The organism is Micromonospora zamorensis (assembly GCF_900090275.1).
In the GTDB taxonomy this organism is placed as follows: domain Bacteria; phylum Actinomycetota; class Actinomycetes; order Mycobacteriales; family Micromonosporaceae; genus Micromonospora; species Micromonospora zamorensis.
Genome location: NZ_LT607755.1, coordinates 6,422,315 through 6,434,942, shown reverse-complemented (window position 1 = coordinate 6,434,942; position 12,628 = coordinate 6,422,315). Strand labels below are relative to the sequence as shown.

General features: G+C 71.7%; 14 protein-coding genes. 5 read left to right on the top strand and 9 right to left on the bottom strand.

From position 1 onward, the window contains the following. Positions 1–11 precede the first annotated feature (11 nt). Together GA0070619_RS28840 and GA0070619_RS28835 are read left to right on the top strand one after the other, a co-directional pair. Positions 12–1,091: a diacylglycerol kinase family protein gene (locus tag GA0070619_RS28840; RefSeq protein ID WP_088950928.1), complete on the top strand. Its 1,080-nt coding sequence runs from the start codon at positions 12–14 to the stop codon at positions 1,089–1,091. 93 nt (positions 1,092–1,184) lie between these two features. Next, the gene (locus GA0070619_RS28835) at positions 1,185–3,383 is read left to right on the top strand and encodes a chromosome partitioning protein (RefSeq protein WP_088950927.1); all 2,199 of its coding nucleotides are present in this window, start codon (positions 1,185–1,187) and stop codon (positions 3,381–3,383) included. A 45-nt stretch (positions 3,384–3,428) separates the two neighbouring features. Here the strand turns inward: GA0070619_RS28835 and GA0070619_RS28830 are convergent, their stop codons facing one another. Beyond that, positions 3,429–3,857: a DUF3151 domain-containing protein gene (locus GA0070619_RS28830; protein WP_088950926.1), complete on the bottom strand. Its 429-nt coding sequence runs from the start codon at positions 3,855–3,857 to the stop codon at positions 3,429–3,431. 249 nt (positions 3,858–4,106) lie between these two features. Here GA0070619_RS28830 and GA0070619_RS28825 point away from each other — a divergent pair, with 249 nt between their 5' ends. Beyond that, positions 4,107–5,300: an LOG family protein gene (locus GA0070619_RS28825; RefSeq protein ID WP_172862138.1), complete on the top strand. Its 1,194-nt coding sequence runs from the start codon at positions 4,107–4,109 to the stop codon at positions 5,298–5,300. Between the two features lie 52 nt (positions 5,301–5,352). Here the strand turns inward: GA0070619_RS28825 and fbaA are convergent, their stop codons facing one another. Beyond that, complete coding sequence (fbaA, locus tag GA0070619_RS28820) at positions 5,353–6,378, bottom strand: class II fructose-bisphosphate aldolase (protein WP_088950924.1); 1,026 nt, start codon at positions 6,376–6,378, stop codon at positions 5,353–5,355. A gap of 135 nt (positions 6,379–6,513) precedes the next feature. After that, positions 6,514–6,897, bottom strand: coding sequence for a phage holin family protein (locus tag GA0070619_RS28815; RefSeq protein WP_088950923.1), 384 nt, complete (start codon positions 6,895–6,897; stop codon positions 6,514–6,516). A gap of 123 nt (positions 6,898–7,020) precedes the next feature. Between GA0070619_RS28815 and GA0070619_RS28810 the strand changes: the two genes are divergently transcribed. Beyond that, on the top strand, positions 7,021–7,233 hold the full coding sequence (locus GA0070619_RS28810) for a hypothetical protein (RefSeq protein WP_088950922.1): 213 nt from the start codon (positions 7,021–7,023) through the stop codon (positions 7,231–7,233). 18 nt (positions 7,234–7,251) lie between these two features. On the opposite strand, the gene GA0070619_RS28805 is transcribed toward GA0070619_RS28810, so the two are convergent. After that, the gene (locus tag GA0070619_RS28805) at positions 7,252–8,313 is read right to left on the bottom strand and encodes an LCP family protein (protein WP_088950921.1); all 1,062 of its coding nucleotides are present in this window, start codon (positions 8,311–8,313) and stop codon (positions 7,252–7,254) included. 2 nt (positions 8,314–8,315) lie between these two features. Then, positions 8,316–8,795: a SigE family RNA polymerase sigma factor gene (locus tag GA0070619_RS28800; RefSeq protein ID WP_088950920.1), complete on the bottom strand. Its 480-nt coding sequence runs from the start codon at positions 8,793–8,795 to the stop codon at positions 8,316–8,318. A gap of 206 nt (positions 8,796–9,001) precedes the next feature. Between GA0070619_RS28800 and GA0070619_RS28795 the strand changes: the two genes are divergently transcribed. Continuing rightward, complete coding sequence (locus tag GA0070619_RS28795) at positions 9,002–9,823, top strand: DedA family protein (RefSeq protein WP_088950919.1); 822 nt, start codon at positions 9,002–9,004, stop codon at positions 9,821–9,823. Positions 9,824–9,996: 173 nt separating this feature from the next. Here GA0070619_RS28795 and GA0070619_RS28790 read toward each other — a convergent pair whose 3' ends face one another. From GA0070619_RS28790 to GA0070619_RS28775, 4 genes are all read right to left on the bottom strand, one after another. Next, the gene (locus GA0070619_RS28790) at positions 9,997–10,374 is read right to left on the bottom strand and encodes an ArsR/SmtB family transcription factor (RefSeq protein ID WP_030332125.1); all 378 of its coding nucleotides are present in this window, start codon (positions 10,372–10,374) and stop codon (positions 9,997–9,999) included. A gap of 57 nt (positions 10,375–10,431) precedes the next feature. Continuing rightward, positions 10,432–10,971, bottom strand: a complete 540-nt coding sequence (gene pyrE, locus GA0070619_RS28785) for an orotate phosphoribosyltransferase (RefSeq protein WP_088950918.1) — start codon at positions 10,969–10,971, stop codon at positions 10,432–10,434. 169 nt (positions 10,972–11,140) lie between these two features. Beyond that, a complete protein-coding gene (locus GA0070619_RS28780) occupies positions 11,141–11,950 on the bottom strand; it encodes an SDR family NAD(P)-dependent oxidoreductase (protein ID WP_210791942.1) in 810 nt (269 codons plus the stop codon). Positions 11,951–11,960: 10 nt separating this feature from the next. Beyond that, positions 11,961–12,617 carry a hypothetical protein gene (locus tag GA0070619_RS28775; RefSeq protein ID WP_088950916.1) on the bottom strand — a complete coding sequence of 219 codons (657 nt, stop codon included), beginning with the start codon at positions 12,615–12,617 and terminating at the stop codon, positions 11,961–11,963. Positions 12,618–12,628 lie beyond the last annotated feature (11 nt).

The following is a 12,628-nucleotide window of genomic DNA, read 5'->3' as shown; positions in this document are numbered from 1 at the left end:
AGGCTCCTTCCGTGTACGACGTGGTGCTGCTCACCCTCGGTTCGGAGCGGGACGCTCCCGGGGGCTGTGGCAGCGGCGGGGCCTGCTGCGGCGGTGCGGCCGAGACCGCCACCGACCCGACGAGCCAGACCGAGACCGGCCAGGCCGACACCAACCAGGCCGACGCCAGTCAGTCACCCCGGGCTGAGGCCGGCGGTGACACCGAGCGGTGCGCCACCGAGCGGCCACGGGTGCCGGTGCTGGCCTGTGCCGACGCGCTGAACGCCCGAGGCGCCCGGGTGGAGATGGTCACCGCCCGCTCGGACGCGGAGATCGACGCGGTGTTGGCCCGGCTCGACGGTCCGGTCCGCCCGGACGGGCTCACCTGGCCGGACCCGGACGGCAAGACCCGGCTGGTCGTCGCGACGGCCAACGACGGGCAGTTGCGCGCCGTGCTGCGCCGGCTGGTCCGGCGGTACGCCCCGGCGCCGAGCAAGCGCCCCGCGGATCTGCCCGGCAACCGGACTCTGCCCGACCTGCCGCCGGTGGGCGTACTCCCGCTCGACCCGGCCCGTGGCGGCACCCACCGCGACCTGGCCGCGCAGCTCGGGCTGCCCCGTGACCCAGCGGTGGTGGCCGCCGCGGTGTTGGACGGCACGCCGCGCCGACTGGACCTGCTGCGCAACGACGGTGGTTCGGTGACGCTGGACGGTGCGTTGCTCGGTGCCGCCGACGACGCCGGGCGGCCGCTGCACTGGCGGGCTCGGGTGGAGGTCGACGACGCCATCCTCACCGACGGTGACGAGCCGCTGCTGGCCTGCGCGGTCGCCAACGCCGGCGGCTACGCGACGCTCGACGACGTCACGCTGCTGACCGCACCGGACCCGGCCGACGGCCAGGTCGAGGTCGCGGTTGCCGTGCCGGTGGTCGTCCGCTCGGCGTTCGGCCGCAAACGGGTACGCCTCGAAGTCCGGCGGGCCCGTGGCCGGGCGGTTTCGGTGCTGCCCAGGGAGGGGAAGGTGCCGTACCTCGACGATGGTGTCGAGGGCGAGCTGACCCGGAAGCGCTCCTGGTGGGTCGAGCCGGGCGCCTGGGCGGTCTGGTCGATCTGATCTCGGCGGCGCGGAGCGGCCGACCTCGGCTGCGCCGCCCGCCCCTCGTGGGCGGATGCGCCTATCCTCGCAGGAGGACTGGGGAGGGCCCTAATGGACGAGAACGCCGACCGGGCGCAGGTGCACGGCCAGCAGCCGGTGCCGGAGCGGGACATCGAACCACTCTGGCCACCGGATCCGACCGACCGGGGCGCGGGGACCGTCGTACCGCCCTGGGCGGCGGTCGCCGAGCAGCGGGGCGCGCCGTCGTCGGCCGCCCCCGGGCCGGTTACGCCGCCGGTGGCGGCCCCGCCGATCAACCGGCCGCCGGTCCCCGGACAGCCCGGAGCTGCCCCGCTGCCGCCACCCTCGCCGTCCGACTACCCGTCGCTGAGCGGTGCCGTTCCGGCGCCCGGGGGTTGGGGCGCTGGCGCCCCGGCCGGCGGAGGGTCGGGCTGGGGGCCGCCGCAGCCGAGTTGGCCACCAGCGGCCGCTCCGACCGCCGCGGCGACGCCGCCCGGTCCGCCGGCGACGGGCACGCCGCCGGCAACGGGTACGCCGCCGGCGGGCAACGCTCCGGCGGGCAACGGCGTCCCGGGCGGCACCGGGGTTCCTCCGGCACCGAACACCGCCTTCGGGCCGACGGACAGCCGACCCGAGGGGGCGAGCACCGCAGCCGGCGCGACGCAGGCGCAGCCAGGTGACCGCGGTACGGCCGCCGTCCCCGCCCCGCCGTTCAACCCGGGCGGTGTCGACCTGGACCTGCCGTTCACCCTGGACAACCCCACCGCAGGCCCCCCGCCCACCGGCCGCGCCACCGTGCCAGAGCCCACCGCCGCGGGCCCCGCCCCGGCAGCTCCTGCGACGCCGGAGTCCGCGACGGCCGGACCAGCGCCGCAGGCTGGCGGGACCGGCGAGGACGGGCCCGCTGGTGGAGCGGCACGGCCGGCCAGCGAGTCGCCGTGGGCGTATCCGCCGCAACGGCCGGCCGGCGCAGCCGCACCGACCCACGACGAGGGCGCCACCGCGACGCCCCCGATCCCGGCCCCGCCGCAGCCGCACTCCGCCGTCCCGCAGGCCGGCCCCGGGCAGGCCGGTCAGTCTGGCCAGGCCGGCCAGGCGTTCGACCCGGCGATTCCCAGTCAGGCCGGCCCGACGCCGATCCCGCCTCCACCCGACCTGACGCAGTTCAGCAACCTGCCGCCGCAGGTTCCCCAGCAGGCCGCACCGCCCGGGCCGTTCCCGCCGTCCCCTGGCTGGTACCCCCCGCCGTGGCAGCAGGGCCCGCCCGGCGTACCTCCTGGTCAGCCTTACCAGCAGGCCGAGGGGGTGGCCCAGGTGCCGACCACCGGATACCCGGACGCGAGCTGGACGCCGGAGTCCACGGCGGTGCCGACCGCCGAGGACTTCAGCAAGCGTCGACAGGTCCGGCCCGCCGACCCGGTGGCGACCATGGGCGTACGCGCGGTGGTCAACAAGATGGGGCTGCTCCGGCTCTCTCCCGGGCGGCACGAGCAGGAGCTCAAGCGGGACATCGAGATGGTGCGCCGCAACTTCGGCGGGCTGCGGCAGGTGACCGTGGTCAACCCGAAGGGCGGCGCCGGTAAGACGGTGGCCATCCTGCTGCTCGCGATGACGTTCGGTCAGAAGCGCGGTGGCTACGTGCTGGCGTGGGACAACAACGAAACCCAGGGCACCCTGGGGATGCGCGCCCAGCAGGACTTCCACTCCCGCACTGTGCGGGACATGCTGCGTGACCTCGGGCAGTTCCAGGGCGCGCACGGGCGGGTCGGCGACCTGTCGCAGTACGTGCGCTCGCAGGGCGAGGGGATGTTCGACGTCCTGGCCTCGGACGAGTCGGCCACGGGCGGCGAGATGTTGACCGCGGCCGCGTTCGCCGAGATCCGCGAGGTGGTCAGCCGGTTCTACAAACTGATCTTCGTGGACACCGGCAACAACGTGCGGGCGCAGAACTGGCAGGCCTCGATGGACGCCACCGACCAGTTGGTGGTCACCATGTCGGCCCGTAACGACTCAGCGGAGACTGCCGCCCGGATGCTCGACCACCTGGAGCAGAGCGGCCGGCAACGGCTGGTCCGCCAGGCGGTGACTGTGGTGTCGATGCCGCCGTCCCGCAAGGAGATCGACCTGCCGGCCATCCAGGAGCACTTCGCGGCCCGCACCCGGGCGGTGCTGCTGGCCCCGTACGAGCGGCTCATCGACACGGGTGAGCCGATCCGGTACGGCGGGCTCTCCTCGGCCACCCGGGACGCCTGGCTCAAGATCGCCGCCGCGGTTGCCGAAGGGCTGTGAGCCTCCGACGGCCGGCCCGATGTCGGGCCGGCCGTCGGATCGGGCTCAGTTGCTCGCGAGCGCGTCCGCCGCCGCCGGGTCGCAGTCACGCAGGAACTGCGCGCAGCGGGCTGCCTCGTCGGCCTCGCCGATCTCGTCCGCAGCTCGGGACAGCACGTAGAGGCAGCGGAGGAAGCCCCGGTTGGGCTCGTTCGACCACGGCACCGGGCCGTGCCCCTTCCACCCGCTGCGGCGCAGCTGGTCGAGGCCCCGGTGGTAGCCGGTGCGCGCGTAGGCGTACGCGGTCACGACCTGGCCCTGCGCGAAGGACCGGGCCGCGAGCTCCGCCCAGGCCGCGCTGTAGGTGGGAAAGCCGGCCGCCACGCTGGCGAACGCCTCATCGGTGCCGGCCTCCTCGGCGGCAGCCAGGGCGGCGTCGGCCTCGTTGTTCGCGGGCAGGCGGGTGGCCGGTGGCTCTGGCAAAAGGTTCTGCATCGCCCCATTCAACCCGCTGGACAGGGCGACACGCGAGCGGGTCGGCCGACACGTTCCGCTGAACGGCTGAGGAGTTGGTCACGCCTGCGGCCTATGCCGCTGCCAGGTGTTTTCCACTACAACTAATGGTCCGGAGCCTCCCCAGGAACCGGTAACGCAGGAGCCCGGTGGCCACGACCACCGGGCTCCTGTCGTTTCACCAAGGGGCCCGAGGTTTGGCCGCACCCGGTGCGGGGGCAGGATGGCCCGGTGCCGACCCCACCTCCTGCGGACGTCATCGAGCCGCACCTGCACGCGGGCGAGATCCAGACCCGGGACGAGTTCGACCGCCAACTGGCCGCCGGCCGACTGAGCGGGCTGACCGTGCAGGGCCTGCGTCTCGACCTCGCACCGGTGCCCGACCTGACCGGCGTCGACGTCGCCGGCACCCTCTTCGTGGGCTGCCGCTTCGCGTCCCGGGATGTCGGCGCCGACCTGGTCCGACGCGGCGCCAACGTGGTGCCGCCGTTCTCGGGGCTGCCGTACCCGACCCAGCCGACACACCTCTACACCCCGGAGGAACTGGCCGAGGGGTTCGCCGAGGGTGGGTTCACCGGGATGTACGACACCCGGGTGTACGACCACTACCGGGCGCACGGCGGCGCGCTGCCGGACGTCAAGGAGGCGCTGGGTCAGCGGCTGCACGACCACGGCGTGGACAACGCGTTGGCCGACGCCACCCGCGCCTGGCTGGTCGGGCACGGGCCGCAGTCGGTGGTGGGCATCATGGGTGGGCACGCGGTGCGGCGCGGCAGTCCCGCGTACCGGATGGCGGCAGTGCTGGGTTGGGAGCTGGCGCGGGCCGACCGCCTGGTGGTGACCGGCGGCGGTCCCGGGGTGATGGAGGCGGCGAACCTCGGCGCCTACCTGGCGGACCGGCCGGCGACCGACGTGACGGCGGCGATCGACCTGCTGGCCACCGCACCGGACTTCACCGACCACCACCTGTACACGGCCACCGCGTTGACGGTCCGGCAGCGGTACGCGAGCGTTCCCCGTCAGCGTGGCGACGACCTGGGCTGGGCGCGAGCCGGTGGGCTGGCCATCCCGACCTGGCTGTACGGGCACGAGCCGGCGAACCTGTTCGCCGGGCGGATCGCCAAGTACTTCTCCAACGCGATCCGGGAGGACACCATCCTGCGACTCGCCCGGGGCGGCATCGTCTTCGCGCCGGGGCGGGCGGGCACGGTGCAGGAGGTGTTCCAGGCGGCCACCAAGACCTATTACGGCACCGACGGGGCCAGCGGCGCGTACATCTTCCTGGACCGCGCGTACTGGACCGTGGAGTTGCCGGTGGAGGCGCTGTTGCGTCCGCTGCTGGCCGCGTCCCCGTTTGGTGACCTGTCGGCGACGATCCACCTCACCGACGACGTACGCGAGGCCGTCCACCTGCTCACCGCCTGAACGACGACGGCCGGCTCCCCGCGAGGGGAAGCCGGCCGTCGGTGGTACGTCGTTACTTGGTCATCGTGGTGCCGGTGGAGCGAAGGTGCTCGCACGCCTCGACGACCCGGGCGGCCAGGCCAGCCTCGGCGGCCTTGCCCCAGGCACGCGGGTCGTACTGCTTCTTGTTGCCGACCTCGCCGTCGATCTTCAGCACGCCGTCGTAGTTGCGCAGCATGTGGTCCACGACGGGCCGGGTGAAGGCGTACTGGGTGTCGGTGTCGATGTTCATCTTCACCACGCCGTAGTCCAGGGCCTCGCGGATCTCGCTCAGCAGGGACCCCGAGCCGCCGTGGAAGACCAGGCTGAGCGGCTTGTCCTTGCCGTACTTGGCGCCGACGGCGTCCTGGATCTGCTTGAGGATCTCCGGACGCAGCTTGACGTTGCCCGGCTTGTAGACGCCGTGCACGTTGCCGAAGGTCAGCGCCGCCATGTAGCGGCCCTTCTCGCCCAGGCCGAGCGCCTCGACCATGGCCAGGCCGTCATCGGTGGTGGTGTAGAGCTTGTCGTTGATGGCGTTCTCGACGCCATCCTCCTCGCCACCGACGACACCGACCTCGATCTCAAGGACGATCTTGGCCTTGGCGGCCTCGTCGAGGAGCTGGGCGGCGATCTCCAGGTTCTCCGCGACCGGCACGGCCGAACCGTCCCACATGTGCGACTGGTACAGCGGCTCCTCGCCGCGCTTCACCCGCTCCTGCGAGATGCCCATGAGCGGACGCACGAACCCGTCCAGCTTGTCCTTCGGGCAGTGGTCGGTGTGCAGGGCGATGTTCACCGAGTACTTCTTGGCGACCTCGTGCGCGTACGCGGCGAACGCCACCGCGCCGGTGACCATGTCCTTGATCGACGGGCCGGAGAGGTACTCGGCGCCACCGGTGGAGACCTGGATGATGCCGTCGCTCTCCGCGTCGGCGAAGCCCTTGAGCGCCGCGTTCAGCGTCTGGGAGGAGGTCACGTTGATCGCGGGGTACGCGTACCGGCCAGCCTTGGCGCGGTCCAGCATCTCCGCGTAAGCCTCGGGGGAAGCGATGGGCATGTTGACGCTCCTTACTTACCACTCTCGGCCGTGCTGGCCGCTGTTGTTCATTTGTGCGCCGGACCGCGCTGTCCTCCGCCCGGCAGTATCCCGTAGGTGAGGTGCGCCGGAACAACCGACCCGGGTGTCAGCCGTTCACCGGCGGTCCAGGTTGTCCGGCACGATGACGCTGATCAGCCAGGTGACCACTGTCATCACGATGGCTCCCCAGAACGCGGCCCAGAAACCGTCCACCTGGAACGGCAGGTCGAGCCCGCGGGCGATCCGGTCGGTGAGCAGGAACAGCAGGGCGTTGACCACGAGCGCGAACAGGCCCAGGGTCAGCAGGTAGAACACGCAGCCGACGACCTTGATCAACGGCTTCAGCACGGCGTTGATCACGCCGAAGATCAGCGCCACCACGATCAGGGTGAGCGCGGTGTTGCCACCCGAGCGACCGTGCACGTCGACACCGGGCACGATCAGGGTGGTTATCCACAGAGCGACCGCGGTGATCGCCAGTCGAATGAGGAAGCCCACGGCACCATCCTGGCATCGGGTCGCGTCGTCGAGGGCTGATTCCGCCTACTCCGCTTCCGAGCGCGGCGCCGACGCAACCCGTACGGTGGGTGGGAACCGTGCCCCGAGACCCCGGGAGGGACGATGGGTCAGCCCGACGAGGACTTCATTCCCGGCGACCACCTCGCCCCGGACGAGCGCGACCCCGAGGCCGATTCGGCCGACGCGGTCGAGCAGGCCACGGTGGTCGGCCCCGCCGACGCCGACGGCGAGCCCCAGCGCGGCCTCGAGGTCGACGACTGGGACGCGATGGAGCAGGCCCGGGTGGTCACCGGTGACGAGGACGACTACCGCTGACCTCGCGGCAGGTCGCCATCACCGGGCGGGGTTGACCTGTTCGGGGTGACGGGCCACCCAGTCGCCGAGCCGATCCTCGCGCAGTGCGGTCAGGAACTCCGGGGCGAGCTGCGGGTCGGCCTGCACGAAGCGACTGGGCCCGGTGGGGTCGCCGACTGGCAGACTGAGCCCGACCGGGTCCACCGATCGCAGTGTCGGGACGAGCCGCATCAGGTCCAGCATGGTGGCCTGCCCCGGTGACACGGCGAGGTCCGGACCGACGGCCCCCAGCAGCTTGGCGAGTCGTACCGGATTCGTGAGCACACCCTGGTCGGAGGCCGAACGGACCAGCCCGGCCGCGAAGATCCGGGCGTTGCGGTCCCGGCCCTGGCTGCCGTCGGGCAGCCCGTACCGCTGGCGGAGCAGGTCGGCCGCGGCGGCACCGTCGAGGCGTTGGCACGCGGCCGGGAAGACCCGCCGGGTGTGGACCGACTGCACCCGCTCGGGCAGGCAGACCGGCACACCGCCAACCTCGTTGGTCAGCGTGCGCAGAGTCGCGTACGTCAACACCACACCCGTGTCGATGCGGAGGCCGGTCAGCTTCGCCACCGTCTGCCGGGTCAGCTCGTAACCCTTGGTCAGATCCGGTGGAGAGTGGCCCGCGCCGAACGGAAACGCCGCGTTCAGCTTGTCGGTGCCGTGGCCGGGGATCGGCACCTTCAGGTCGCGGGGCAGTGAGACCAGGTACGGGCGGCTGCGGTCGGCCGGGATGTGCAGCAGCAGCACCGAGTCGGCCAACGGCGGGACGGACCCCCGGTTGTCGATGCCGACCAGCAGAACGTTCACCGCGCCCGTCGCCACCGGCCGATCCGTCGCGCCGATCAGGTCGGCCTGCGGCGGCCCGGCGCGCTCCGGGGTGAACAGAGGCACCCCGATGCCCAGTACGCCGAGCACGGCCAAGGCCGTTCCGCCAGCCTGCCAGCGTCGGCGAAGCTGCCGCCGACGCGTCGCCAGCCGGTCGATCGCGACCCGCAGCGGGCCCGTCGGTGGTGTCAGTGGCTCGTGCCGGGTGAAGGCGGCACGCAGGTCGTCCTCAATCATGTTCACGCCTCCACGTACTCGGCCCGGAGCGTGGCGAGGGCCCGGGAGATGGACGAACGTACGGTCCCGACGGCGCAGCCGAGGATGTCGGCGATCTCGGCGTCGGGCAGGTCCTCGTAGTAGCGCAGCACCAGGGCGGCCCGCTGCCGACGCGGCAGCCGGGACAGCCAGGACCAGATCTGGTCCCGGTCCACGGCGGACTGGGCGTGGTCGGTGGTCACCGGCACCGTCGCGTCGGGCTCTCCGCGCAGCAGCACCCGGCGGACCCAGGAGCCGCGCCGCCAGTCGACGTACTGGTTGGTGAGCATCCGGCGCACGTATCGCTCGGGTGAGTCCGCCCGGGCGACCCGACGCCAGTTGAGCTGGACCCGGACCATGGTTTCCTGAACGAGATCCTGGGCCTGGTGCGGATCGCCGGTCAGCATCACCGCGTACCGCAGCAGCGGGGCCAGCCGCGTGTCCACGAACTCCTCGTACGTCACCGCACCTCCCGGGTCTCCTGCCCCTGACGACGGCTGCGGACCCGGGAAACATTGCACTGATCAGTCGAGGCGAGGCGCGGGAGGCGCGCCCGGGCCCACGGCGCGACATCGGTCGAGCCGTTCGGACCCCTGCACACGGGTATTGCGCCGGCGGGTGGCGAGGTGCCGGTCCGGCGCGGCCGGAGGCCCGGGCTTCGGTACCCTTTGTGGCCGTGGACACAGCTGAGCAGACCCGCGCTCTCGTGGAGAGCGTCGCCCTGAACCCGCTCGACCCCAAGGAGCTGTTGCAGACCTTCGGGCTGATCGGCGTGTGGGTGATCCTCTTCGCCGAGACCGGCCTGCTGGTGGGCTTCTTCTTCCCCGGCGACTCGCTGCTGTTCCTCGCCGGCGTGGCCTCGTCGCCGGTGGCGGACGCGATCTTCGGCGACGGCACGCGGCTCTCGCTGGCCGGCCTGCTGATCGGTGGGCCGATCTGCGCGATCGTCGGCGCCCAGTTGGGGCACTGGCTCGGTGCCCGGTACGGCCGGCCGATGTTCGAGCGGCCGAACTCCCGACTCTTCAAGAAGGAGTACGTCGAGAAGGCCGAGTACTACTTCCAGAAGTTCGGCCCGGCGAAGGCCGTGGTGCTGGCGCGCTTCATCCCGATCGTCCGGACGTTCCTCAACCCGGTCGCGGGTGCACTCGGCATGCCGGCCCGGCAGTTCCTGCTCTGGAACATCGTCGGTGCGGTGCTCTGGGTGGACGGCATCCTGCTGATCGGCTACCTGCTGGCCGAGCAGATCTACCAGGCCATCGGCGACAAGATCGACCACTACATCCTGCCGGTGGTGGCCCTGATCATCGTGATCTCGGTGCTGCCGATCTTCTTCGAGTTCCTCCGCGACCGGCGCGCCCGCAAGCGTGGCGAGGCGGTTGCGGTAATTGCCGCGGCCAGCGCCGCAGGCGCGGTGGAGGCAGCCCGCGAGGCGTTCGACCACGACGGACACCAGCACGGCCGCCATCGACCGGAGCACGGCCAGGACCGCTGACGTCCTGGTACGACGACGACGGCCGGCCCCCTGGTGCGGGGGTCGGCCGTCGGCATGTCGGACCCGGCCTCCGGCGGTGCGGCCGGGGACGAGCAGGTGTTACTCACCGATGGCGCCACCCCTGGCTCGCCACCGGACGCCGTCCCGGCGCGGGACGGCGTGCAGTGCCTACGTCAGCGGGCCTTCTTGGTGGCCCGCTTACGCGGCGGGGTCAGCAGGTCGGCGATCGTCGCGATCGCACTCGGGACCAGGCTGTAGTACGCCCAGACACCGCGCTTCTCCCGCTGCAGCAAGCCAGCCTCGGTGAGGATGCGCAGGTGATGACTGACCGTCGGCTGAGAGAGGCCGAGCGGCGCCGTCAGGTCACAGACGCACGCCTCGCCCTCGGGGGCCGACTGGATCAGGCTGAGCAGCCGCAACCGAGCAGGATCAGCAAGGGCCTTGAGGACCCCGGCGAGACGCTCGGCATCGGCACGTTCGATCGGCTCGCCGTTTAGCGGCGAGATCTGAGGCATAGTCATTTCGGCCAACGCAGTTCCCACGTATTCCATCCTTCCACCAGCAGCATCGATCCGCCTGCATATCAGCAGATCCGAATCGGCAAACTTTTACGCCACAAGGCCGAGGTCAGCCAACGTATAGGCCGCCCGGTATGGCAATCCGGCGGCTCGCACCGCGTCGCCGGCGCCTCGATCAACAATAACCGCCACGCCTACAACTTCCGCCCCGGCCTCACGAAGTGCCTCGACAGCGGTCAACACACTTCCGCCTGTCGTGGACGTATCCTCCACCGCCAACACCCGACGGCCGGCCACCTCCGGTCCTTCGATCCGCCGTTGCAGACCGTGGGCCTTGCCCGCCTTGCGCACCACAAAGGCGTCCAGGGCCCGACCGGTCGGAGCGGCGGCATGCAGCATCGAGAGCGCGACAGGATCCGCGCCCAGAGTGAGGCCGCCAACGGCGTCGTACTCCCAGTCGGCGGTGAGGTCGAGCAACACCCGGCCGACCAGAGGAGCGGCCTGGTGATGGAGCGTGACGCGCCGCAGATCCACGTACCAGTCTGCCTCGCGCCCCGAGGAGAGCACGACCCGTCCGTGGACCACAGCCAGGTCGGTAATGAATTTGCGCAGGTCGTCGTGGTCCCCCATGGCGATAGAGGTTACTGCGCAAGTCTGAACGCCGTGTGTGGGGTCCACCCTGATCAGCCCGGCGGGGGACCGATGGTTGGCGATGTTCGACTACGCTCAGCAACTGGCCCGATAGCGGCGCGCCAGCACCGCCCCAACGACCTACGGGGCCTGGTGGGCCGGTCGAGGCTCAGTGCTCGTCGCGACCGATCCGGCCGCGGGTGTCCCGCGCGACGGCCTGGAGCAGTCGGCGGGGGGCGTGCCGCATGCCGGCGACGACCATCTTGTACTTCCATGCCGGGACGCTGACCATCTTGCCTTTGCGCAGGTCACGCAGGGCTTCGTCGACCACATCCTCGGCGCGGAGCCACAGCCACTCGGGCGTCTTGGACATGTTGATGCCGGCTCGTTGGTGGAACTCGGTGCGGGTGTAGCCGGGGCAGAGGGCCATCACCCGGACGCCGAACGGGCGCGCCGAAAGGCCTACGGACTCGCTGAAGTTGGTGACCCACGCCTTGCTGGCCGAGTAGGTCGAGCCGGGCATCGCCGTGCCGAAACCGGCGACCGAAGAGACATTTATCACTGCCCCATTCCGCCGTTCGGTCATCGGTCGCAACGCCGCCAGGGTCAGCCGCATGACCGCGTGCACGTTGAGCCGCAACAGCCGCGCCTCGTCCTCTGCCGTGGAGCGCAGGAACGGTTTGTTGAGGCTGATGCCGGCGTTGTTGACGAGCAGGTGCACGGGGCTGCCGTCGGCGATTCGCCGCTCCACGACCGCGCAGCCGTCGTCGGTGGACAGATCCGCCGGGATCGTCTCCACGGGGCGGCCGTAGGTGGAACCCAACTCGGTGGCCAGCTCGGTCAGCCGGGCCGCGTCACGGGCGACCAGCACCAGATGCCAGCCGTCGGCGGCCAGCCGCCGGGTGAACGCCGCGCCGATGCCTGCGGTGGCCCCGGTGATCAGGGCCCGGCGCTCGGCAGTCGTGGGGTCGAGCGTCACGGGGTGGTCCTCACCTGGGCGGGTACGGGGGTGCGGGCGGCGGCTGGTGCGGGGCATGCGGAAACGCCGGTGGTGCGGATGGGACGGTCGGCGCGGTCGAGCGGTGGCGACCGAACCAGGCGTTCGCCGCCGGCAGGGCCAGCAGCGTAGCTACTACAAGGTAACCGAGGCCCTGCGCGACGGAAAGCCCGGCGTTGAGCGGAATCCACCACGACGGGTACGCGTCGCCGATCAGCCCCAGCAACTCGGCGACAGCCTGCTCACCGGAGCCGAGTTGCAGTGGTGCGGCTCGTTCGCCGATCAGCACCGCCACGCTGCAACAGCCGGCGAGCAGGCCAAGCCCACTGACCACCCAGGTGGCAACCCGTACGCCGTTGCGACCGGCCAGCAGCCCCAGGGCCAGGCCGGCGAGCACCGGCGCGGAGAGGGCGGCCACCACCGCAGACAGCACCGCGGACGCGCGGAGCAGGGTCACCACGTCGTCGATCTGCTCCGGGCTGGCCGAGGTGTCCCGGGCGGCGGTGCGGAACGCGTCGACCGTCCCGCCCAGCACCACCAGGTCGACCACGGCGTACGCGAGCGCGGCGACCGCCATCACCAGCAGCACGCCCGCAGCCATCAGGACGACGGCGGGCCGGCGGGCCGGTGCCGATTCCGGGTACGACACGACGAATCCCT

Coding starts and splice junctions, on each gene's coding strand:
- GA0070619_RS28805 (WP_088950921.1), bottom strand. CDS start 8,313: ATGATTGAGGACGACCTGCGTGCCGCCTTCACCCGGCACGAGCCACTG.
- GA0070619_RS28790 (WP_030332125.1), bottom strand. CDS start 10,374: ATGGAATACGTGGGAACTGCGTTGGCCGAAATGACTATGCCTCAGATC.
- GA0070619_RS28810 (WP_088950922.1), top strand. CDS start 7,021: ATGGGTCAGCCCGACGAGGACTTCATTCCCGGCGACCACCTCGCCCCG.
- GA0070619_RS28830 (WP_088950926.1), bottom strand. CDS start 3,857: ATGCAGAACCTTTTGCCAGAGCCACCGGCCACCCGCCTGCCCGCGAAC.
- pyrE (WP_088950918.1), bottom strand. CDS start 10,971: ATGGGGGACCACGACGACCTGCGCAAATTCATTACCGACCTGGCTGTG.
- fbaA (WP_088950924.1), bottom strand. CDS start 6,378: ATGCCCATCGCTTCCCCCGAGGCTTACGCGGAGATGCTGGACCGCGCC.
- GA0070619_RS28835 (WP_088950927.1), top strand. CDS start 1,185: ATGGACGAGAACGCCGACCGGGCGCAGGTGCACGGCCAGCAGCCGGTG.